Raw genomic sequence first — 21,132 nt, 5'->3', positions numbered from 1 at the left:
CATTCGCTCTTGTATAGCTGTATGCTTCGCCACCTTCTTGTCCACCACCTTGAACGTGATGAAGTCCACCGCATACGGCATATTAGACTCATTATCCATACGGACGTGGAAGTAAAGCAACCCATTGTGGGCATATAAGCCACGCAGTAGGAAGCGCATCCCGAATTGCTTCGCTCCAACATGCTTGATGGTTCGCTTATCATTTTGGTAGATGCTCTTCATAATCAGCTTAACCAATATGGGCGACTCACTTCCCAGCTCTTTGAAGTATATGTCCGCACGATTGCTCGGCAGTCTTCCCTCCGTAGGAGATAGAAAGTCCTTCATCTCCATGCTGAGCTTCCCTGGTTCATCCGCATACTTCACGTTGAATGCATAGAACGAGCCATCCTCGCAGATGACGCTCATATTGGTCTCCGTCTCAAACTCACGGACGGCAGCCTTTACACGCAGCACATTCTCCGCTTCATAGACTTATCGCTTGTAAGTTTGGATGTCACGATTCTCTCGTACGAGGAAGTGCTCCATCAGAAACCCTTGCGGATTGTTGTCCGAGCGAACCGAGTTTTGCAGCGAGCAACTAGTCACCAAGCTCCGCTCCGTGACATTGCTCTGTCGGATCCAGCATCAGAGACTTCCCTTGGTCCAGTACGTACACCTTCTCACGCTGCTTCTTAGCAAAGCTGTACGAAGCGTAGACCGCATAGCTACTGACCGCTATGCAGACTATCGCAAAGATGATAGCGTAGAGCCTAATCTGCTTGAAAGAGGTCTCTATGTTTGTGAGTGATTTGAATTCCATATTCCATTATTCTAATTGTCTTATATCTAAAAACTTCTGAGGGGTAGTCTAGTGCCAATGCGCCTTGGCACTGTAGTGCCATACGGGTGAAACTCTAGTGCCAACCCCACTTGGCACTGCAGTTTCATACGGAAGAAACTGTAGTTTCATAGGTGAGAAACTGTAGTTTCATAGGCAGGAAACTCCAGTGCCATGGGTAGGAAACTGTAGTGCCACACGGCAGGCACTACGCTTACCTTCCCAGCTACTACATTGACACACATGGGAGGAGCTAATCCTACCCACCTGACCGTCATACGACCGTCACGTGGTCATCGCATCCTCATCAAGCGTGTCATAGCCACCCTTCGGCTGAAGGGGCGCTATTTGCCCTTGATAAGTGCCCCTTTGATACGTTCGCCTACGTTGCCAGCCATAGATCCAGTGGCACTAGCGACCGCCTTACCTCCCGTATAGGCACCTTGGGTACCTCGTTGCGCCGTCTGATTGACATTGCGTCCGTACGCCCCGATGCCACCGTCAGCCTCTATAATCCAGCCCGCTACCCCATCATGCTCAATCTGAACCGCTCCTGGATTCAGAAGCAGGGTGACTTCTTTGTGGAGTCGCCAATTATCTTGCTTGCGGCTATCATTTGGTTTTTGAAGATATACGAGGAGGGGAAGTATTGCACCTTTCCACATGCTATAGAATTCTTGAATCGACCGTATGCCCAGATATTCCCGATACTCACCTCTTACGATGAGCTGGCGAACTACCTTTCGCCTTTTATGGACGCTTGGGAGGGTGGAGCACAAGACCAATTACAGGGGCAGATAGCTAGTGCCAAGATACCGCTTTCACGAATGATTTCACCAGCATTGTATTGGGTGATGACGGGCGATGACTTCTCTCTAGACATCAACAATCCTAATGAGCCGAAAGTGCTTGTGGTAGGGAACAACCCCGACCGACAGAACATCTATTCGGCTGCGCTCGGACTCTACAATAGCCGCATTGTGAAGCTTATTAATAAGAAGCATCAACTTAAAAGCTCGGTGATTATAGATGAGCTACCTACTATCTACTTTCGTGGTCTTGATAACCTGATTGCTACAGCTCGAAGTAACAAGGTCGCTGTGTGTTTAGGCTTTCAAGACTTCTCGCAGCTGACCCGCGACCATGGGGAGAAGGAGAGTAAGGTGATACAGAACACTGTGGGTAATGTTTTTAGCGGACAAGTCGTGGGAGAAACAGCTAAGACGCTTTCCGAGCGTTTTGGCAAAGTGCTTCAGCAACGGCAGTCAATGACCATCAACCGTAACGATAAATCCACCTCTATCTCCACACAAATGGACAGTCTTATCCCTGCAAGTAAGATTAGTAACCTTACACAAGGTATGTTCGTTGGAGCTGTCTCAGACAATTTCGATGAACGCATCGATCAGAAAATCTTCCACGCTGAGATCGTTGTGGATGTTGCCAAGGTCTCTGCTGAAACGAAAGCATATCAGCCTATCCCCATCATAGCGGACTTTACAAACGAAAATGGCTCCGACAGTCTGCGTGAGACTATTGAAGCCAATTATCGCCAAGTCAAGCAAGAAGTCCTTTCTCTTGTGGACTCAGAAATAGAGCGAATTAAGAATGATCCAACACTTGCACACCTCATCAAAGAATGATTCGTAAAGATAGCCCAAGTTTCACGGGAGGGATCGTGTAATGGTTGCTGGGTGCGGGCGGGAGCGTTTGTGTTATGGACTTTGTGTCCTACAGATTTTGATTTTCCTGAAAGGTGCTTCTCGTAAGCCTAGCTTTTGGTAGATCTCGGAGGCTTGTTTCGAGGGCTTGCTACATTGTCGCATTTCGACCTTTTCGCCCAGCGGATTGACGCCTTCGGTGGTGACTAACTTTTGTGTAGACATACGTCGCACGATCTCTCGCCAGTAGCAGTTCTCGCCTTGTGCTTTCAGTCCACAGCGTATGGTGTTGACAACCCAGTAAGCAAGCAGGCCAAAGAAGAGATGGGCATCGCTGCGCTGATCCGTCTGGTGAAAGAGCGGGCGCAAGTGTAGATCCGTCTTGAGCTGACGATTCGTGCACTCTATCTCTCGGATCAAGTTGTAATAGTCCCAAGTAGTTCGTTCGTCTAGTGTACGGACGTTGGTGCGCAGGAAGTAAACGCCGTGACCGCCCTCCACCTTGGAGAGGTCTTTGATTTTCCAAGCCACCTCTTGCATCTCTAGGGGCTTCTCCTCACTGCGGATGTAGTCTATCTCGTAGTAGCGTGCAATCGACGGATAACGCTCTATGGCTCTGCCTGTTCGCTCCACAACTCTTTCGTACTTCTTCGTACCACCCTTCTTCTTGATAGCCTCGTTTATCTTGACCAACTCAGCTTCAAAACGACTGCGCTATTGCCTGTTCATAGAGGCTTCAGTCATCGCTTTTGAGGGGGAGGTAATCTCTAGGAAATAGTCCTCATCGGGAGCCGTGTGCACCTCACGAAGCTTGATTTCTCGCTTGCTGGAGTCCTGCACGACGACACACTTGTGGTCCTCTCGGAGGGTGTACTCCTTCAGCCTCGTACGCGAGACGCAGAGGTAGTTGTAGCCCTTCGCTTTGATCTTCGTTAGATTCTCCTCAGTGGCAATGCCTGCATCCATGACGATCAGTGTCTTTTCCTTTCGGGCAGGGCTTTTCTGAGCCAAGCTCTCAATCATATCGGGCAAAGACTTCGGATCTGCCGTATTGCCCTCGAGGATCGAAGAGTAGCGAATGAACCCCTCTTTGTTGATGCACAGCGCCAAGATAAGGAGCTTGCAATCGGAGCGTTTTTCCTTGGAGCGACCAAACTTGCTCTTCTGGCTGTTGCGCTTGCTTCCCTCAAAATAGAAGTTGGTCAAGTCAAACAGCATCAACTTATTGTCTATATTAAAGAGGTGGTCAGTCATCATACAGAGATGCAGCTCGAGTTGCTCCTTGAGGACAAAGAGTTGGTCGGTAATCGTGTAGAGCGCATTTCTGCCTGGGAGCCAATCGGGGCGACCCGAGTAAAGCTCAGCAGCTGCCGAATTGTCACGCATGGTGAAGTAAGAGGCGTGCTCCGAGGTGGCGTAGACGGTACGAACGATCAGTGCTGAGAGAGCTGTATGGATGGCCTGCTCGGACCAACCTTGACGCTTCAAAAAGCTCTCCAGCTCTAGCTTATCGATGGTTTGCTTGCAGAGCCACTCGGCACCCACATTGCGGGCATCGGTGTGCTTGGCGGTGTCTAGGTCGATGTAGTGCTCCGCCTCCTTGCGAGCAGCCTGCTCTCGCTTGTCAAAGCGATCTATCCCGCCCTCCTGAATCATCCTATTCCACCACTCGTCAGCCTTAGCTTGTTCGTGCTCAGTCAACCCATTAAGCCGTTCGCTGAAGAGCGTCTTGGCGTGGCGATTCTCAAACCTATTCGTCAGTGCACGAGCGATTTTCTTAGCCTGTAGGGCATCGATGGAGGGATCGAAGCCAACGTTGAGCAGGATCAGCGAATGGACATTTCCCCGCACATCACGATAAGACTCCTTAAGCCGATAGTAAGGAGCCTTTTCGCCGATGGCCGGGTTGAAACGGGTCTGAACATTTGCGTGCATGGGGCAAAGTAACGACAAATATTTCAACCAAAAGTGTCCTACAAATCGGAATCCGCACCGCTCGCCAAAAGCCCCCTTTGACACTCAATCAGTTACGGCTCTCGCCTCCTCAAATTTCGGGGCAAAACGCCTCGAAATTCATTTTTGCCGTGAAACTTGGGTTAAAATGCGGACAGGTTGGGAACTTGGCGTGGAGGGTTTGTGGAAGTTTGAATACCCTGACCCATTCCACCCCAATGCCGTCATCGAAGATCACGTAAAAAGGCATTACGGCGAACCAATAAACATAGCCCTATGTATGGCTGATACCTCCTTGCTTTCGGTATATCCCGCCTTTAATCTGCTAAGATTGTTCTCTTCTTACACTTCGAGAGGAGGCACGTTGGGCTACTTTGACCCCATCAATTATGGTATGGTGGTGACAATCGGAACCCCAATGCACCCTTCGACCAACAGATTGAAGGCGTGTTGCTTCACGAAGTACAACATTTAATACAGGAGGCAGAAGGTTTTGCCAAAGGTGGTAACACATCTCAAGGATATTCCCGCTATCTTCGTCTTGCAGGCGAAGTGGAAGCCCGAAATGTGGTGATACGCCACAGCCTCTCAATAGAGAGTCGCCGTGCCAAACTCCGTTCAGATACCCAAGACGTGCCCGACGAAAGACAAATAATCGTGAGATAAAGAAAGATGTGCTTTAATATGGCATAGCCGAAGCACTATCTTTGCATCCAATTAACAAAAGAATATGGCGAAAAAAGATTATCTCCTTCCCAAATATTGGGATAATGCCTCTGGTGACGAGGAATATCTACGAGACCTCGTTGTTGAGGGTGCGTGCGAACGCTATGGCGAGGATTGGTCAGACGAACTGGCCAACCGCATAGATTATGAACTGAGATATATTGAGGATTCTGGATATGCTGATTACTTCCTCATTGTGGCTGACTATGTGCAGCACGCACGAGAAATCGGGCGTGTCAGTCCTGGAAGAGGCAGTGCTGCCGGTTCTATTGTAAATTATTGCCTTGGCATCACGTCTATCGACCCTTTGAAGTTTGGGCTACTGTTCGAGCGTTTCTGCAATCCTGACAAGAGGTTATTGCCTGACATCGATATTGATGTGGACATGGCTACGCAAGGCAAGATGTTCGATTATCTGAGTGAACACTACGACCATGTGGCATACGGACGTGAAGAAACGCATCCCATCTTTATCTGTTCCCAAAACATCGTAGACATTGTCTCTGTTGAGAAAAAAGGGGTCAGAAATAGACCGACCATTGCTGTATCTATGTTGGATGCGGAAGACGCAGGGTTGATACCATTTCATCTGCTACGAACTGAAGCACTATCTGTCATTGACTTGTGCTTGACAATGTCTGATGGCAATTTCGATTTGGATAATCTTCCTTTGAATGACAAAACCACAATGAATCTATTTCGCCAAGGAGATACCTGTGGCATCTATGACTTTGACAGTTCAACCATGCAAGACCTGCTTCGGCAAGCTGCACCACAGACATTCGAGGAACTGGTTGCACTCTACACTATGTGCCATCCTGGCCCACTGGATTGGACAACAGAATATATTGCCCGCAAGAACGGGGATAAGCCCATAGAGTATGTCATCCCAGAACTGAGGGAAATACTTGGTTACACCTACGGTATGACCATTTATCAAGAGCAAATAATGCTCATAGCCCAAAGGTTGGCATCGTTCACACCTGGAGAGAGCGACCAACTGCGCAGAGACCTTGGAAAGAAAAAGTATGATAGCTTTGTCGTGCTCAAGGACAAGTTCATTGCCCAAGGAACGCGGAATGGTTTTCCGACTGACGCCCTACGGGGCATCTTCGAGGAATGGGAGCATACTACCTGCTATACTTTCATTCGCAGCCATGCTGTGTGCTACACATTCCTTGCGTATCAGATTGGCTATCTTAAAGTCCACTTCCCAAAGGAGTTTGCCACGGCATATAAGACGATGGAACTGGCATCAGCAATGTCTAACTATAGCAATTACAGCGATGAGTGATTCTATTTTAGAAAGATTTGACGAGATGAGCAAGGCATTGCATCTCAACAACAAAGTTAAGAGACTATCCACGTATGAGAACTATCGTGAGTTAGTTATAGAGCGTATTGTGAAACAGCAAAATCTGATTAGTCTCGATTTACAAGACATTGAGGCAGTATGCAAGTCGGGAGATGTTCTTGATGCCTTGGCCTTTGACATCTCCAGGGATAGTCCTAATCGTATTACGTCTGCAATCCAGCAACTTCGACAAGCACACGAAGAAATAACTTTATCCTCCTGGCTATGCAATATGGCTATCCGCGACCAAGAAGAGGTGCCTCTATGGGCAGCATACCTTAAAGACATCTAAGAAAAGATGGAAAGCAACCACGTTGAGATGAAGTTTGGTCTATACTTCCCCGACAGAATGTCTCCTACAGGAGTGATTATTGCTGCTTACACATCTCAAAATGGAGAAAAAACCTCAAATAATGGCGATTAAACGCAGAAATCGCACTACTATGCCGCAATTTTTCATAGATTATTGGTAGCTTTGCAGTCAAAAGATCAAAGCATTAGATATGGGAGCACGAAACGCAGACCTGTTCGGCCGCTATGTATGGCTTATAGACACCATACGAAGATACAGGCGCATCACATTCCAGGAAATCAACGAATGTTGGAAGCGCAGCCACCTCGGTTATGGCGATGACCTGCCGTGGCGCACGTTCATGAACCACAAGAAAGCCATTGCGGACGTATTCAATGTCTATATTGAGTGCGATGCCAAGGACGGCTATAAGTATTACATCGACCACCAAGAAGATTTGGAGGGAGATGGCTTACGATCATGGTTGGTGGACAGTTATGCCACTCTTAACCAGTTGCAGGCCGACCGTTCATTGGAACATCGCATTCAGTTTGAGGAAATGCCGTCGGGTAGCCGTTTCCTCACACGTATTCTGGAGGCCATGCGCTTTGATAGGGTTCTGAAGATAACCCACCAAGGCTTTGGCAAGGACTATGCTTCAACCTTTGAGGTAGAACCTTACGTGATGAAAGTCTATAATCGCCGGTGGTATCTCGTAGGCCGTTCTCCTTATTACGACGATGTGCGCATATACGGCCTTGACCGCATACAGGAGATAGAGGTACTGGAGAAGATGTTTAAGATGCCGGACGATTTTGACATCAATGCATTCTTTGAAGGTTGCGTTGGTGTCATTGCGGATAAAAAAATCGGCATTGAGCATGTAGTTATCAAAGCGTATGACTATGCCCGTAAATACCTGGCCACATTGCCCATCCACCCTTCTCAGAAAGAAATTGCCCGAGATGATGAATCAACGACTTTTTCATACGATGTGCGGCCCAACTACGAGTTTCTACAAGCCCTACTTATGCAGGTGGATCAGATAGAGGTCGTGGAACCGGAATCAGTAAGGAAGCAAATGCGGAACATCGCAAAAAACTTAATGCATATCTATAAATAACAGCTATGGCAAGTGATATTCAGAAGCACATCAACGCATTGTGCGACATCGCAAATAAAACCCCGAAAGCGTCTAAGGCCATCAATATGTATAAGGAGGCTCTTGATTTTAACGAGTCCTTTGTCCCCAACAATGAAAACGACGAAAAGGATCAGAAACGCTTAAAGGGCTTGTTGAGAGATATTCGTATCGAATTTGGCATCTATGATGGTGGCGTGAAAACACACCCACAGTTGGAGGGCTATATCCATCGCCTTCAGGAACTGGTGGATAACCATCCAGACGTTGACGATATTGATGCCCTTCAGGAGGAAGTTGCTGAGATGAAAGAAGAAATGTCTTTCCTTTCTGAAACGGTGCTCATTAATCGAGAAGGGTATATCCCGCATTATACAGAAGAACGTATTAACCTCTTCGAGAAACTGGTGAAGCAAGTGTCGGCAGAATACGACTTCTACGACCCCGAAGCTGAAATGGACATGATGTTTCCGAATCGTCATGATGACGATTATGACGATGACGATTTTAGTATTGACGGTTTCTTTGGGGAGGACTGACTATGAAAAAAGGAGTGAATTTCATCGCAATAGACTTTGAAACCGCCACTGGCAAACGTGCATCGGTTTGTGAAGTTGGCATTTGTGTGGTAAAGGACGGTACTGTGCAAGAAACCAAATCTTGGCTTGTGCGTCCAGAGGACAACTTATATAGTTACTGGAATATGCAATGTCATGGCATACAGCCAGAGGACACTAAAAACGCTCCCGACTTTCCGCAAGTGTGGGAGGAGATAGAACGCCTCTATCTTGATGAGTTCGACACCTTTGTAGCCCATAATGCCGGTTTTGACCGCAGTTGCTTAGAACATTCTTCAGAGTTATATCATTTGCATTTGCCCGAACTAAAATGGGAATGTTCATTGCAAACGGCTCGTCGTATCTACGACTTCGGCTGCAACTCCCTCGAATACCTCTGCAAGCAACTCGACATTCCCGAAGGCACTCACCATCGTGCCGGTGACGATGCTGAGATGTGTGCAAGATTGTATTTGCGAGAAATCGCAGACGCTGCACAATGTGAACTTATAGAACAACCCACTAGTAAATAAAGGATACGGTGATGGCATATTGGATTCAAAACAATAAAGAAGAACTAAACGCAGCTTTGACACGGAGTGGTCTAAACGCTAGGGTCTCCGGCATTCATGCTCCCGGAGGTTCGTGGCAAAGTTCGCGCCATATACGATTCTCTGCTGGCTACGCCCCTGATAATGATGCTCATGATGAAGAAGTTCACTATGAGTATCATAGTAATGGCACATGGAGGGACGGCTATGTACTTTTGCATTTTGAGCCCCAAACCGAAAGTGAAGGAAGAATAAGACGATTGGCCCGGTTCCTGAAAAACAAAACTGTTGGCAAAGAAGACATCGAATGGCTATCGTGGAATTGGAACGATTTTACAAACCTTCCATATGCGCGTCTGTCTGTTGACACTCCAGATTTAGATGCACTCGTTGCAAACCTCAAACGGTTAGAGACATACTTCTTACCCTTGATAATGGATTTTCTTTCACAACCTGAAGTGGAAAGTTTGGAGGCTCCGTACAACATAAAAGAAACATTTGATGAAACTCCTTATTCAGACACATCTGAAGATGGCGTTTCCGCATTCTCTATGCATCTTGGCGAGTTGATGAATTGGAATTTGGCATTGCCTGACTATCAAAGAGACTATTGTTGGGAGAATAACGATATAGTCACTTTATGGAATGCCATTAAATCCTCACGTTTACAAAACGACTACCATTTGGGAACCATTATCCTGCATTACCATCAGGACACAACTCCCGACAAGCCTTATGTTTATGATATTATTGACGGCCAACAACGTTTGGTCACACTAAGCCTGATGATAAGGGCTTTGGGGGCAACCGGTCAGTTGCCGTTGATGAAACATTCATTCTTCTCTCATGAGTCTACGAAGCATGTGTCTAATGCAAAATACGTCATCAAAACACTTGTCGCTCGTGAAAAAGAGCCACAAGATTTTGCCAAGACGATGCTCGAAAAGTTGTCGTTTGCGGTGCTAATTCTCACTGGCAACAATATGGATTTAGCCTACACTTTCTTTTCGGCGCAGAACTCACGTGGCGTACCTTTGTCAGATTTTGACCTTCTCAAAGCTCACCATTTACGCTACATACATATCGAGGAGCAGGCTATGCACCTCGCAGAGAAATGGAATGCAATGACACAAGAGCAAGATGGTTCAGGCAAAGAAAACAATCTCAAACAGACCCTCGCGGTACATCTATTCCGCCTGCGTCATTGGATGCGGAGAAATTTTGCAGACGAAGATGCTTACAGGCACGTACAAAAGGAATACCAGGCAGCTCCGGTAATGATAGGCATACCTCCGTTTGGCGAATCGTTTGTTTTCAACGAAAAGATTCAGGGCGGGAGCCACTTCTTTGCTTATGCCGAAAATTTTGTCCATTCCTATGAGGACTTTCGGCAAACGAAGATTGTCGAGTTACTGGATAGACACCTGAATTGGGGAGCACATGCCAGATATGCCAGTGTCATCGAGAGTCTGCTATTTGGATATTATCTCAAATTTGGACGAGCATACCTGACAGAGGCTTTGTTCTGCATCTGCTCTTATATGGCCAAACATCGTTATTCCACACCGCGTGCCACTACGGCCAGCGTGAGGGAATATGCCCAAAACAGTGAGATAATTATGATGGTTGAGCAATCCTCTTCGCCCACGTTCTTTCTTGCTGAAGCACTGGAACGTATTGTACCATGTGTGTATGAAATGCAGGAGGACGTAAGACCTGTACATTCAGCATTCTTCAATTCTCTCAAAAATCTGTTCAAAGCAATTCCAGCAGTTTCAGATAAAGAAATCTCAAAACGCATAGAAGATGAATTCGATTGGTAAACTCACACCGATAGGCAAACTCACACCGCAAGATATTGTCAACAACAATATTTCATTTGCCATACCTCTTTATCAACGCTTGTTCGTATGGGGATTGAAAGAGGTGAACCAACTCATGGATGACTTGATTGAGCATTATCGCTACAAATCAGGAACTCCATATTATATTGGCATGATAACCACAGTGAGGAATAATGGCACGTATGAACTGATTGACGGCCAACAACGTTTTACCATGCTAATGTTGATTGGTATCTGCCAACAAAAGTTTTCTGATGACTGGAGACGTTTTGTTCAGGGCGGAGCAAGGTTAAAGTTTGTAGGGCGTGATGATGACGAGAAATATTTGAGTCAAATTGCAAGCGTAGACTCTTATGCCATCTCTCGTTATACTAACAAGAAAATGGACGAGGCCTTGTGTGCCATCTCGGCTAAACTCAATAATGAGATACCTGATGACGATGAGAAGCTCCGCTTTGCGAGAGTTGTGTTTGCAGATCTGACTATCTTCAACAGCATTCTCCCAGAACACTACCAGACTGTGCCAGACTCTCTGAATCGCTATTTTGAGGCCATGAACTCAACAGGAAAGAGTCTGGAACAACATGAAATTCTGAAAGTGGAATTGCTACGTCAGCCTATGGAAAACAAGCCATTCTACACGCGCATATGGAATGCTGTGGCTACCATGGACAAGAAACTTATCACTGCAAGCGAAGAAGATGACAAACAGCGCATTGAAAGATACCGTGAAGCAATTGAGTGTTGCAAAAACGGGAATTGTTCCGCTGCCTTTGAATATTGTGATATGGCTCATGCCACAACCAGTGATGATGCTACTACCATAGCCCTTACACCCATTAAGGAATACAAATTCCAAAACAGTCGTTTCGACAAAGAGGCAAGTATCATCAACTTTCCCGAATTGTTGCTGGTAACACTAAGCTATATGGGCTACAATATCAGTTTCCGTACAGACAAACTGACTGAAACCTTCAAAAAAGAGAAACCTGACGCGACCAAATTCTTTGAAACCCTGCTTCAAGTACGTCTTCTGCTCGATTTGTATGTGATTCGCAAGAGCTACTCAGAGCAAAATCGTTTCGACTATAGGCTTCTCTTCACATCTACCGACAAGCAACGGAGCAATCATGATGCCCTTGAGCAATATTTGGCCATGATGGATGTTTCCACCTCTTATTCCAGATGGCTGGTGGCATACCTCAAATATGTATCAACGTGCAATCAAGAGCCATCATCAAACAATATCTTGATTTGGCTGAGATATTACGACACCCAAATCCATCCGTGGCCAACAGGCAATATAGATAAGGCTTTGAGTTATCATATTGTCCGAGGCAACCATTACCTGTTTTGGCGACTGGAATACTTACTGTGGGAAAAAGCGGAAAGCGTATTCGAAAGACTGGCAGATAATATAAAACCTGTTCACGACTACCGCTTCCGCTCCAACAACTCTGTAGAGCATCTTCACCCACAAGAAGAAAGCAACAATGACAAGTGGGCCAAAAGAGATGACGAAGACATACATCCGATTCACTCGTTTGGCAATCTGGCTCTGATATCCCAATCGTTCAACTCTACACAAGGTAACGATCCTGTTCATGTGAAGTTTGCTCGCGTAGAAGATCAAGTAAATCGTTATTCCCTGCAAAGCCTAAAAATGTATCACATGTATCTTATGGCTAGACAATCTGGTGGTTGGTCAAGGAAAGTGTCTGACGAGCACAAAAACATGATGCTCGACCTTTTGGCCGATAGTTACAATATTGATGCAAACGATCGACCTTGGAATTGTACGAGCCTAAATCAAAGTTGTGACAATCAATAAATGTATAAGATGGTATGCAGTATCTAGACCTTTCCGACCATCCCGACAACGTGATTGTCTGCGGTGACATACATGGGGATTTTGAGACGTTGGTCTATGACATAGATCGGCGCCAGATAACTGATGCCACTGTGATTGTAGCAGGGGACTGCGGTTTTGGTTTCTGCCGTATCGGTTACTACGATAACCTCTACAAGCGGAAGTTGCATAAGAAGTTGGCAAAGGCCAATGTTTTACTACTGATGTTACGTGGCAATCATGATGACCCTATCTACTTTGAGAAAGAGTTGATAGACTATCCGTATATGAAGACGCTTCCAGACTATACCATCGTACATACAGCTGGCCATAACATACTATGCATTGGAGGTGCTGTTTCGCAGGATAGGAACTTCCGCATATCTATGATGTCTATCCAAGAGAAAGGAAAGATGCCTTTATGGTGGACTGATGAGCCTTTTGTTTTCAAATTAGAGGAACTTCAAGTGCTGGAAGATGAGTCTGTGCGTATTGACGCTGTTATTACACATCCTGCGCCATCTTTTTGCCCACCACATACCAAAGGTGACTTTGAATACTTCTGCGCTAACGACAAGAACCTAGCAGAAGATGTAAGACGAGAGCGTGAGGGACTTAACAAAGTATATGAGTGGCTATCGAAATATGGCCATCCTCTCCGCTACTGGTACTATGGCCACTACCATCAATCTGCTACTTACGAGCATAATGGTACGTTTTTTCATTTACTCAATATCAACGAATTGAAGGAATTACCAACTCACAACGAACTATAGGCCATGAAAAAAACTTTTTGTTATTCCTCTTATGGTTCTTGTATGCATGGTAGTAGCCATACATAACCTTGGTAGGGATGAACCCACATCAGATGCAAGAGGTTTCCTCGAAGCATTCTATTATAAGGAGGTGTTTGTTCGTGACGGTCTTTCTATTGACCCCAAATATGACTATGTTTCCGTAGAGAACAGCTGCTCCTCGACCCAAGTTTCACAGGGAAAAGCGTGTAATGGTTGCTGGGTGCGGGCGGGAGCGTTTGTGTTATGGACTTTGTGTCCTACAGATTTTGATTTTCCTGAAAGGTGCTTCTCGTAAGCCTAGCTTTTGGTAGATCTCGGAGGCTTGTTTCGAGGGCTTGCTACATTGTCGCATTTCGACCTTTTCGCCCAGCGGATTGACGCCTTCGGTGGTGACTAACTTTTGTGTAGACATACGTCGCACGATCTCTCGCCAGTAGCAGTTCTCGCCCTGCGCTTTGAGTCCACAGCGTATGGTGTTGACAACCCAATAAGCAAGCAGGGCAAAGAAGAGATGGGCATCGCTGCGCTGATCCGTCTGATGAAAGAGCGGGCGCAAGTGTAGGTCTATCGTGTCATAAATAACAAGAAGGCCGATCGGAAAATCCCTATTTTTAGGTATTGTGTATTCTGGAAAACTTCACGAATTTTGCTCGCAGAAGTAGGATAAAGCACTTATTATGCAGACGACAAAGGAACATACACGCAGACTATTGCAAGATACAGCTCGAGAAGCGTTTCTAGGGAAAGGCTTCAAGGCGGTGTCTATGCGTGAGATTTCCAGGCTGTCTGGTGTTGGGCTAAGCAACATATACAATTATTATCCCTGCAAGGATGATTTGCTGGCAATCGTCTTGCGTCCACTTTTGGAGGCGATGACTAATATGCTGGAAAACCATAATAGTGATGAAAAACTTTCACTTGAGATCTTTACCTCAGAAGAGTATTACCGTCAATATATGCAAGAGGTAATGGGTGTGATTACTCGTTATCGCAAGGAGCTTAGGTTGCTATTTCTCGATACTCGAGATACACGATTTGAAGACTTTTGGGAGCGATGGATTGATAAAAGCACGATAACCGGAATCGAGTATTTAGAAAGGATGAAAGAATTATATCCGGGGCTACATACTAATGTTTCCCCTTTTTTCATACACTTCATCAGCTCTTGGTGGATCAGTATGATGAGAGAGATTGTATTGCACGAGGAGCTTTCCTCCGAGGATATCGAATGCTTTATCGGTGAATATATCCACTTCAGTATAGGTGGGTGGAAGCGCCTTATGAAGGTAGATCATCAGAGCGTATTATGAGCATTACATATAGTACTAGCAATGAAAGAAATATGATTTTGGAGAGGGCGTTGATGGGCTTTCTCTCTTTGATGCTGATAAGTGTGGGCAAAGCCGTGGCAATGTCTATTGCACTAAAGCTTGGTACGAGTGGTCAATGACAATAAAGAATGAAATGAATGATACAGACTATCCAAATACAAAGTAGCGGGGAAATTTATTCTAGAGTCCTGCAGTATAAGAGATTTCATTTTAGGAAATCATCCTATCGAGCGAGTCGCCTACAGAGGCGGCTCGCTTTGTTTTTGAACAAAAACGTCTTCCCGTTCTCTTTTGGACTATTGCCACTTAGGAGTAAAGACACTTCAAGATCAATATAACATGAAACGATATGAAAATAGAAAGAATTAACAATTGGTTTGCCTTACGTGGCAAAAGAATGATGCGTAATCGCTGGGTAGTGCTGGGAGGGTTTATCCTGATCCTTGCCATTGGCGTATCGGGACTTAGGTACTTCAAGGTAAGTGCCTCATGGGAAGACTACTTTCTCGAAGACGACCCGATGCTTGTCAAAACCGAAGAATTCAAGGAGATATTCGGGAATGACAACTTCGCAGCCGTGCTGACTAGGTGTGACAATTCGTTTACGAAAGACAATCTGGAGCTGATCCGTGAACTAACGAACGAGATGGTGGACAGCCTTTCGTACGCCGACAAAATCACCTCTCTTACTGACATCGAGTTTATGATGGGAGGCGAAGATGGTATCGCCATTGAGCAGATAGTCCCCGATACGATCCCTACGGATCCCAAGCAATTGGAAGAGATTCGTCGCAAGGCTTATATGAAACCTCACGTAGCAGAGCGATTAATTTCCAAAGATGGGACGCTCTCGTGGATTATACTCAAGCTACGTACTTTTCCCGAAGACTCTGTTTGGAATAAGGGGAAGAACCCTGTTTCTCCCGAGGTCCTTACGGGCAATGAACTAGATCATATTATTACCAAGGACAAGTACAAGGCACTTCATCCCAAAGGAACTGGGCTACCCTATGTGACAGCGATGAAAATGAAATGGATTGGGACGGAAATGCCACGTGTAATGGGTATCGCAACCCTCGTCTCCATTCTTATTCTTCTACTAGTGACACGTTCATTTAGAGGGGTAGTCGTCCCTCTTCTCACCGCTATCAGCTCCATCATCGTGGTGTATGGGGTGCTGGGATATGTTGGTATGACCATAGACAGCGGTATGGTAATGATCCCTATGTTGCTGGTCTTTGCCGTTTCCATTGCATACAATATTCACGTATACTCCTATTTCAAGCGTAGGTTCCTCATTCATGGATTAAGGAAACAAGCCGTAGAGGAAACGGTAGGGGAAATGGGGTGGCCAGTGCTTTTCAGTGCACTCACCACTTTCGCTTCCTTGCTTTCATTCCTCGCTATTCCTATGCAGCCGATGCGTTTTATCGGAATAGCCTCCTCTTCGTGTGTGATGCTGTCATTTCTTTTCTCCATCACCTTGATGCCCATTCTCCTCAGTTTTGGCAAGGACGGAAAGCCTCACCCCAAGGTGCAGGAGACTGGTGGAAGGTGGATGGATCAGAAGCTAGAAAGCTTAGGTAAGAGTGTACTCAGGCATGGCACTTTGATACTATGGCTCACTGGGATTATCTCTGTGGTTCTTATATACCAATTCACCAAAATAGAGACGGCTTTTGATGTAGAGCGAACGATGGGACGAAAGATTGATTACGTTAACAACCTATTGGAGGTGGGAGAAAGCGAACTTGGGTCTGTTTATACCTACGATGTAATGATCGACTTCCCGGAAGATGGATTGGCAAAGTCTCCAACAATGCTACTGCAATTGGACTCCCTTGCACAGCATGCTGGTGGGTATAAGTTGACCAAACGAACGACCTCGGTATTGAATATACTCAAAGACCTAAATCAAACGCTCCATGACGGTAATCCTTCTTATTATACCATCCCCCATAACCCTGATGAGGTTGCACAGCTGTTGCTCCTTTACGAAAATGCGGGAGGTAGTGAAGCAGAGTATTGGATAGATTACGACTACCGCCGTCTTCGTCTGATGGTGGAGATGAATTCATACGATTCTGGGGAAACGGAGCGAGAGTTGAACGATATAATTGCTTACGCACAGAGGCTCTTCCCCAATGCAGCGGTCACTACCGTTGGAAGTATCCCACAGTTTACCGTAATGATGCAGTATATCGCACGCGGGCAAATGGTTTCGTTCGCCATTTCTCTCCTCATTATAGGTATACTGATGATGATCGTTTTCGGCAGTGTACGCATAGGACTTGTCGGTTTAATCCCTAATATCACCCCGGCACTGGTCGTTGGAGGACTAATGGGGTGGCTGGGCTATCCATTGGATATGATGACGGCCACTATTATGCCGATGATCCTCGGCTTGGCTGTGGACGATACCATACACTTCATCAATCATAGTCATCTTGAGTTTGACCGTAAGGGCAATTATAGGAATGCGATCCTTCGTTCATTCCACACCATTGGTACTCCAATCGTCTTGACAAGCGTAGTAATCTGTGCCAATTTCGCTGTATACACCACATCAGAGGGGCTCTCCTTTGTACATATGGGCATACTATCTGTGACAGGGATCTTGTCGGCCCTGCTTGCCGACCTCTTTGTGACGCCTATACTCATCCAGAAGTTCCGTCTGTTTGGCAAGGAGACGAACACTATTGAAAGACCAAAAGAACAAACAAACATAATTGAATCATAATGAGTAATACAAACAAACAGAAGAAGCCGTCGGTATTGAAGCGATCACTCCACTACGCAGGTAAGAAAAGGTATATGCTTCCGCTGGCGATGGTTTTCTCGGCCCTCTCGGGTATTTTGGTGCTGATGCCTATGGTCTATATCCATAAGATTGTCAGCGGGATTATCTTGAGTGGTAGTGTCGATGGGGGGACCATACGATACTACGCCATTCTGGCAGCGAGCTTTGCTGCAGCAGGAATGCTACTCTATTTCTGTGCATTAATGGTATCCCACCTCTTCGCTTTTGAGGTAGAGGCCAACATCATCAAACTCAGCGTGAAGAAGATGATGGCGAAACCTTTGGGCTTCTTTGCCAATCGTGAAAGTGGCAATCTCCGCAAGACGATTGTTGATGGGGCTGGAGAGACCCACACGATGCTGGCACATCAGTTGCCCGACCTCGCCATGACGATTGTTTCGCCCATAGTGCTATTGATCTTCTTCTTCCTTTTCGACTGGCGGCTTGGTCTAGTGAGCCTTGTTCCGATGGTCATAACCGTGCTATTGATGGCGACTATGGCGACCCCAAAGAGCAAGAAGTTGCGGGAAGAGTATTACGAGGGACTTGCCAATCTTTCTGCCGAATCGGTAGAATATGTGCGTGGCATCCCAGTCGTAAAGACCTTTGCCCAGAGCGTGGAGAGCTTCGATCGTTTCTACTCACTCATCGTAAAGCTGAAAGATTTCGTGGTGCGGTGGAGCATGGGGTTCAAGAATAAGATGTCGCTGTACGAAGCCATTTCAAGCTCTACGGCATTCTTCTTGGTGCCTGTTGCCATTATGATGATCACCTCGGGAGCTGATATGCGAGAGGTGCTGGGAAATTCCGTTATCTATCTATTAATAGGGCCTGTGTTCGGTGTCTTTATGATGCGAAGTGCCTCCATGCAAAACTTCATCTACTTCGCAGAGTTGGCGTTGGATAAGATTGACACAGCTTTGGATTATGAAGACCTCACTTACGGCGAAGCAACAGCTGTTGGAGAGGGCTTGGAGTTCAGAAACGTCTCCTTTTCATACGGAAAAGACAAAGTGCTGGACAATGTATCGTTTAAGGTGAATAAAGGTGAGACTGTTGCCCTGGTGGGAGCTTCAGGAGGAGGTAAGACCACCGTGGCACGTTTGGCAGCCCGCTTCTACGATGCCGATGAGGGCGACATCTTCATTGGAGGCATCAGTATCAAGGAATATAAGAAAGAGGCCCTGAGCCAAAAAGTGGCTTTTGTATTCCAAATGTCTAAGCTCTTTAAGATGAGCCTAAGGGAGAACTTATTGCTAGGTAACCCCAACGCCAGCGATGAGGAGATAGAGCAAGCTCTCGTCAGAGCCGGAGCCAAAGAGATTGTCGATAATCTAGAAAAAGGCTTGGATACCGTATACGGCACTAAGGGCACCTATTTTTCAGGTGGCGAAATCCAACGCCTTTCTATCGCAAGGGCTTTCCTGAAGAATGCCGACTTTGTGATACTTGACGAGGCAACCGCTTTTGCAGATCCCGAGAACGAGCATATTATTCAAGCCTCGTTCAAGGAACTATCAAAGGATAAAACCACACTGATGATCGCACATAGGCTCTCCACAGTGGTCAATGCCGATAGAATCCTAGTAATGGAGAATGGCAAAATCGTGGAAAGTGGTACGCATAATGAATTATTAACCCTAGGCGGTGTCTACAAAAAGCTGTGGAGCGAGTATCAAAAAGCCGCCAATTGGAGAATAGGAGGTGACAATGAATAAGTTCTTTAAGCAAAAATACGCCATGTCGGAGCAGGGTGCGAAGAACCTGCAGAAGTCTATCTTCTCGCATACCATCCTAAATCTGACCAAGATGTTTCCGCCCATTATCGGATTTGTCTTTTTATTCCAGTATTTGGGCAGTTTGGAGGGTATTCCTGCACCAGTAGAGCTGACCCTAGTAGACTATATCGTCATCATCTTAGTGATGCTGTTGGTGATGTTTTTTGTGGCAAGGTGGGATTACGTACGCCTTTACGACAATGTCTATAATGAAAGTGCCAACTCACGTATCGATATAGCCAACCGTCTGAAGAAACTGCCTCTCTCATATTTCGGCAAGCGTGATGTATCCGACCTCTCGGCGACGATGATGAGCGACCTGAATCTCTATGAGCAGATATTCTCACACTCCGTGCCGCATATTTATGCCACATCCATTTCCACGGTGATTATATCTGTAATGATACTCGATTATAATTGGCAGCTCGGATTGGCGGCATTGTGGGTCATCCCCGTCTCGCTACTACTCTTTTCGCTTTCCAAGAGGAAACAACGGAATGATGTGAATGCCTATGTGAAGACCAGTCGTGACGTGCTTGACGACTTACAAGAGCAGATAGACCAGATACAGGAGATTAAGTCCTATAATCTAGAAGAGCGGACACTGAACGAGTTCTACCACAAGATGGATGGTAATACTAGGAATAAGGTAAAGATGGAACTCTCCGCTGGTATTGCCACCGCACTGGCTGGTATGCTGATGAAGCTCGGAATCGTCTCGGTGGCGATTGTCGGTGCCAACATGCTGATTGCCGGACAAATCAATATTCTGGTCTATATCGCCTACCTCATCCTCACGGCAAGCATCTACGTGCCTATAGAGGGCATTCTGTCCTTTATGGCTATGATCGTGACACTCGATGGTGTGGTGGCACGTATCAAGGAGATCAAGACTATGCCTATTCAGGAGGGCAAACAAGAGATGAACCCTAGGGATTATAGTATAGATTTCAAAGATGTAGTATTCGGCTACGAGGATTATACCGTCATCAACGGCGTGAGCTTCACTGCGAAACAAGGCGAGGTGACAGCATTGATTGGGGCTTCTGGAAGTGGCAAGACCACGCTGACCAAGTTGGCCGCTCGCTTTTGGGACATACAGCAGGGCAAAATCCTGCTCGGTGGCGAGGATATTAGTCAGATAGATCCCGAAACACTGCTCAAGAACTACGCCATTGTCTTTCAGGATGTAGTGCTATTCAATGCCAGTATCAAAGACAACATTCGTATCGGCAAGAAAGGAGCAACGGACGAGGAAGTGACTCGTGTCGCCAAAATTGCCCGCTGTGATGAGTTTATCGATCGTATGCCTGATGGTATTGATACCGTCATTGGGGAAAACGGCGAGCGACTTTCTGGTGGAGAACGCCAGCGGATCTCCATTGCCAGAGCCCTCCTAAAAGATGCACCCATCATCTTGATGGATGAAGCCACGGCCTCGCTAGATGTGGAAAATGAAAGCCTAATACAAGAGGCTTTGTCGGAGCTGATCAAGGAGAAGACAGTCATTGTTATCGCTCACCGCATGCGTACCATTCGTGGAGCCAATAAGATCGTGTTGCTCCATCAAGGTAAGATTGAAGCAATGGGTACGGATGCAGAGTTGCGGGTGCAATCGGCTACCTACAGGAAGATGCTTGAAAAGTCAATGGGATAAATCAACAACAAAATATCAATC

At 46.2% G+C, this 21,132-nt stretch carries 15 protein-coding genes and 4 pseudogenes; 14 read left to right on the top strand and 5 right to left on the bottom strand.

Annotation, left to right across the window (positions count from 1 at the left end):
* The 3 pseudogenes from traN to PORUE0001_RS10200 all read right to left on the bottom strand — a co-directional run.
* Positions 1–468: pseudogene (traN, locus tag PORUE0001_RS09485) on the bottom strand (conjugative transposon protein TraN); the annotation flags it as partial.
* 6 nt (positions 469–474) lie between these two features.
* Positions 475–802: pseudogene (locus PORUE0001_RS10470) on the bottom strand (hypothetical protein).
* 362 nt (positions 803–1,164) lie between these two features.
* Positions 1,165–1,347, bottom strand: a pseudogene (locus PORUE0001_RS10200) (conjugative transposon protein TraJ); the annotation flags it as partial.
* Between PORUE0001_RS10200 and PORUE0001_RS09475 the strand changes: the two are divergent.
* A pseudogene (locus PORUE0001_RS09475) lies at positions 1,345–2,463 on the top strand (TraM recognition domain-containing protein); the annotation flags it as partial. The pseudogenes PORUE0001_RS10200 and PORUE0001_RS09475 overlap by 3 nt on opposite strands.
* A 72-nt stretch (positions 2,464–2,535) precedes the next feature.
* On the opposite strand, the gene PORUE0001_RS11005 reads toward PORUE0001_RS09475, so the two are convergent.
* Both PORUE0001_RS11005 and PORUE0001_RS11000 read right to left on the bottom strand, forming a co-directional pair.
* Positions 2,536–3,174 carry a transposase gene (locus tag PORUE0001_RS11005; RefSeq protein WP_007366215.1) on the bottom strand — a complete coding sequence of 213 codons (639 nt, stop codon included), beginning with the start codon at positions 3,172–3,174 and terminating at the stop codon, positions 2,536–2,538.
* A 21-nt stretch (positions 3,175–3,195) separates the two neighbouring features.
* Positions 3,196–4,416 (bottom strand): transposase, encoded by a 1,221-nt coding sequence (locus PORUE0001_RS11000; protein ID WP_007366208.1) that lies wholly within the window; start codon positions 4,414–4,416, stop codon positions 3,196–3,198.
* A 748-nt stretch (positions 4,417–5,164) separates the two neighbouring features.
* Here PORUE0001_RS11000 and PORUE0001_RS09460 point away from each other — a divergent pair.
* The 13 genes from PORUE0001_RS09460 to PORUE0001_RS09400 all read left to right on the top strand — a co-directional run bounded on the left by PORUE0001_RS09460 (position 5,165) and on the right by PORUE0001_RS09400 (position 21,111).
* Positions 5,165–6,454 (top strand): hypothetical protein, encoded by a 1,290-nt coding sequence (locus tag PORUE0001_RS09460; RefSeq protein ID WP_007366205.1) that lies wholly within the window; start codon positions 5,165–5,167, stop codon positions 6,452–6,454.
* Complete coding sequence (locus PORUE0001_RS09455) at positions 6,447–6,806, top strand: hypothetical protein (RefSeq protein ID WP_039865890.1); 360 nt, start codon at positions 6,447–6,449, stop codon at positions 6,804–6,806. Before PORUE0001_RS09460 ends, PORUE0001_RS09455 begins: the two co-directional genes overlap by 8 nt.
* 211 nt (positions 6,807–7,017) lie before the next feature.
* Positions 7,018–7,929: a helix-turn-helix transcriptional regulator gene (locus PORUE0001_RS09450; RefSeq protein WP_007366209.1), complete on the top strand. Its 912-nt coding sequence runs from the start codon at positions 7,018–7,020 to the stop codon at positions 7,927–7,929.
* A gap of 5 nt (positions 7,930–7,934) precedes the next feature.
* Positions 7,935–8,486 carry a hypothetical protein gene (locus PORUE0001_RS09445; RefSeq protein WP_007366216.1) on the top strand — a complete coding sequence of 184 codons (552 nt, stop codon included), beginning with the start codon at positions 7,935–7,937 and terminating at the stop codon, positions 8,484–8,486.
* 2 nt (positions 8,487–8,488) lie between these two features.
* Entirely contained in the window at positions 8,489–9,037 is a 549-nt protein-coding gene (locus PORUE0001_RS09440) for an exonuclease domain-containing protein (protein ID WP_039865888.1), read from the top strand.
* Positions 9,038–9,048: 11 nt separating this feature from the next.
* Positions 9,049–10,878 carry a DUF262 domain-containing protein gene (locus tag PORUE0001_RS09435; RefSeq protein ID WP_007366200.1) on the top strand — a complete coding sequence of 610 codons (1,830 nt, stop codon included), beginning with the start codon at positions 9,049–9,051 and terminating at the stop codon, positions 10,876–10,878.
* Positions 10,862–12,730, top strand: a complete 1,869-nt coding sequence (locus PORUE0001_RS09430) for a DUF262 domain-containing protein (RefSeq protein WP_007366226.1) — start codon at positions 10,862–10,864, stop codon at positions 12,728–12,730. The genes PORUE0001_RS09435 and PORUE0001_RS09430 overlap by 17 nt, the downstream gene beginning before the upstream one ends.
* A gap of 14 nt (positions 12,731–12,744) precedes the next feature.
* Positions 12,745–13,524, top strand: a complete 780-nt coding sequence (locus tag PORUE0001_RS09425) for a metallophosphoesterase (RefSeq protein WP_007366196.1) — start codon at positions 12,745–12,747, stop codon at positions 13,522–13,524.
* A 421-nt stretch (positions 13,525–13,945) separates the two neighbouring features.
* The gene (locus PORUE0001_RS10665) at positions 13,946–14,107 is read left to right on the top strand and encodes a hypothetical protein (protein WP_157750211.1); all 162 of its coding nucleotides are present in this window, start codon (positions 13,946–13,948) and stop codon (positions 14,105–14,107) included.
* A gap of 115 nt (positions 14,108–14,222) precedes the next feature.
* Positions 14,223–14,855, top strand: a complete 633-nt coding sequence (locus tag PORUE0001_RS09415) for a TetR/AcrR family transcriptional regulator (protein ID WP_007366210.1) — start codon at positions 14,223–14,225, stop codon at positions 14,853–14,855.
* Positions 14,856–15,225: 370 nt separating this feature from the next.
* Entirely contained in the window at positions 15,226–17,616 is a 2,391-nt protein-coding gene (locus tag PORUE0001_RS09410) for an efflux RND transporter permease subunit (protein ID WP_007366207.1), read from the top strand.
* Complete coding sequence (locus tag PORUE0001_RS09405) at positions 17,616–19,394, top strand: ABC transporter ATP-binding protein (protein ID WP_007366203.1); 1,779 nt, start codon at positions 17,616–17,618, stop codon at positions 19,392–19,394. The genes PORUE0001_RS09410 and PORUE0001_RS09405 overlap by 1 nt, the downstream gene beginning before the upstream one ends.
* Positions 19,387–21,111 carry an ABC transporter ATP-binding protein gene (locus tag PORUE0001_RS09400; protein WP_039865886.1) on the top strand — a complete coding sequence of 575 codons (1,725 nt, stop codon included), beginning with the start codon at positions 19,387–19,389 and terminating at the stop codon, positions 21,109–21,111. The genes PORUE0001_RS09405 and PORUE0001_RS09400 overlap by 8 nt, the downstream gene beginning before the upstream one ends.
* Positions 21,112–21,132: the final 21 nt, after the last annotated feature.

It is taken from the genome of Porphyromonas uenonis 60-3, assembly GCF_000174775.1.
In the GTDB taxonomy this organism is placed as follows: Bacteria; Bacteroidota; Bacteroidia; order Bacteroidales; family Porphyromonadaceae; genus Porphyromonas; species Porphyromonas uenonis_A.
Note: the sequence above shows the minus strand (reverse complement) of the source record. Positions and strands in the feature narration are given on the sequence as shown.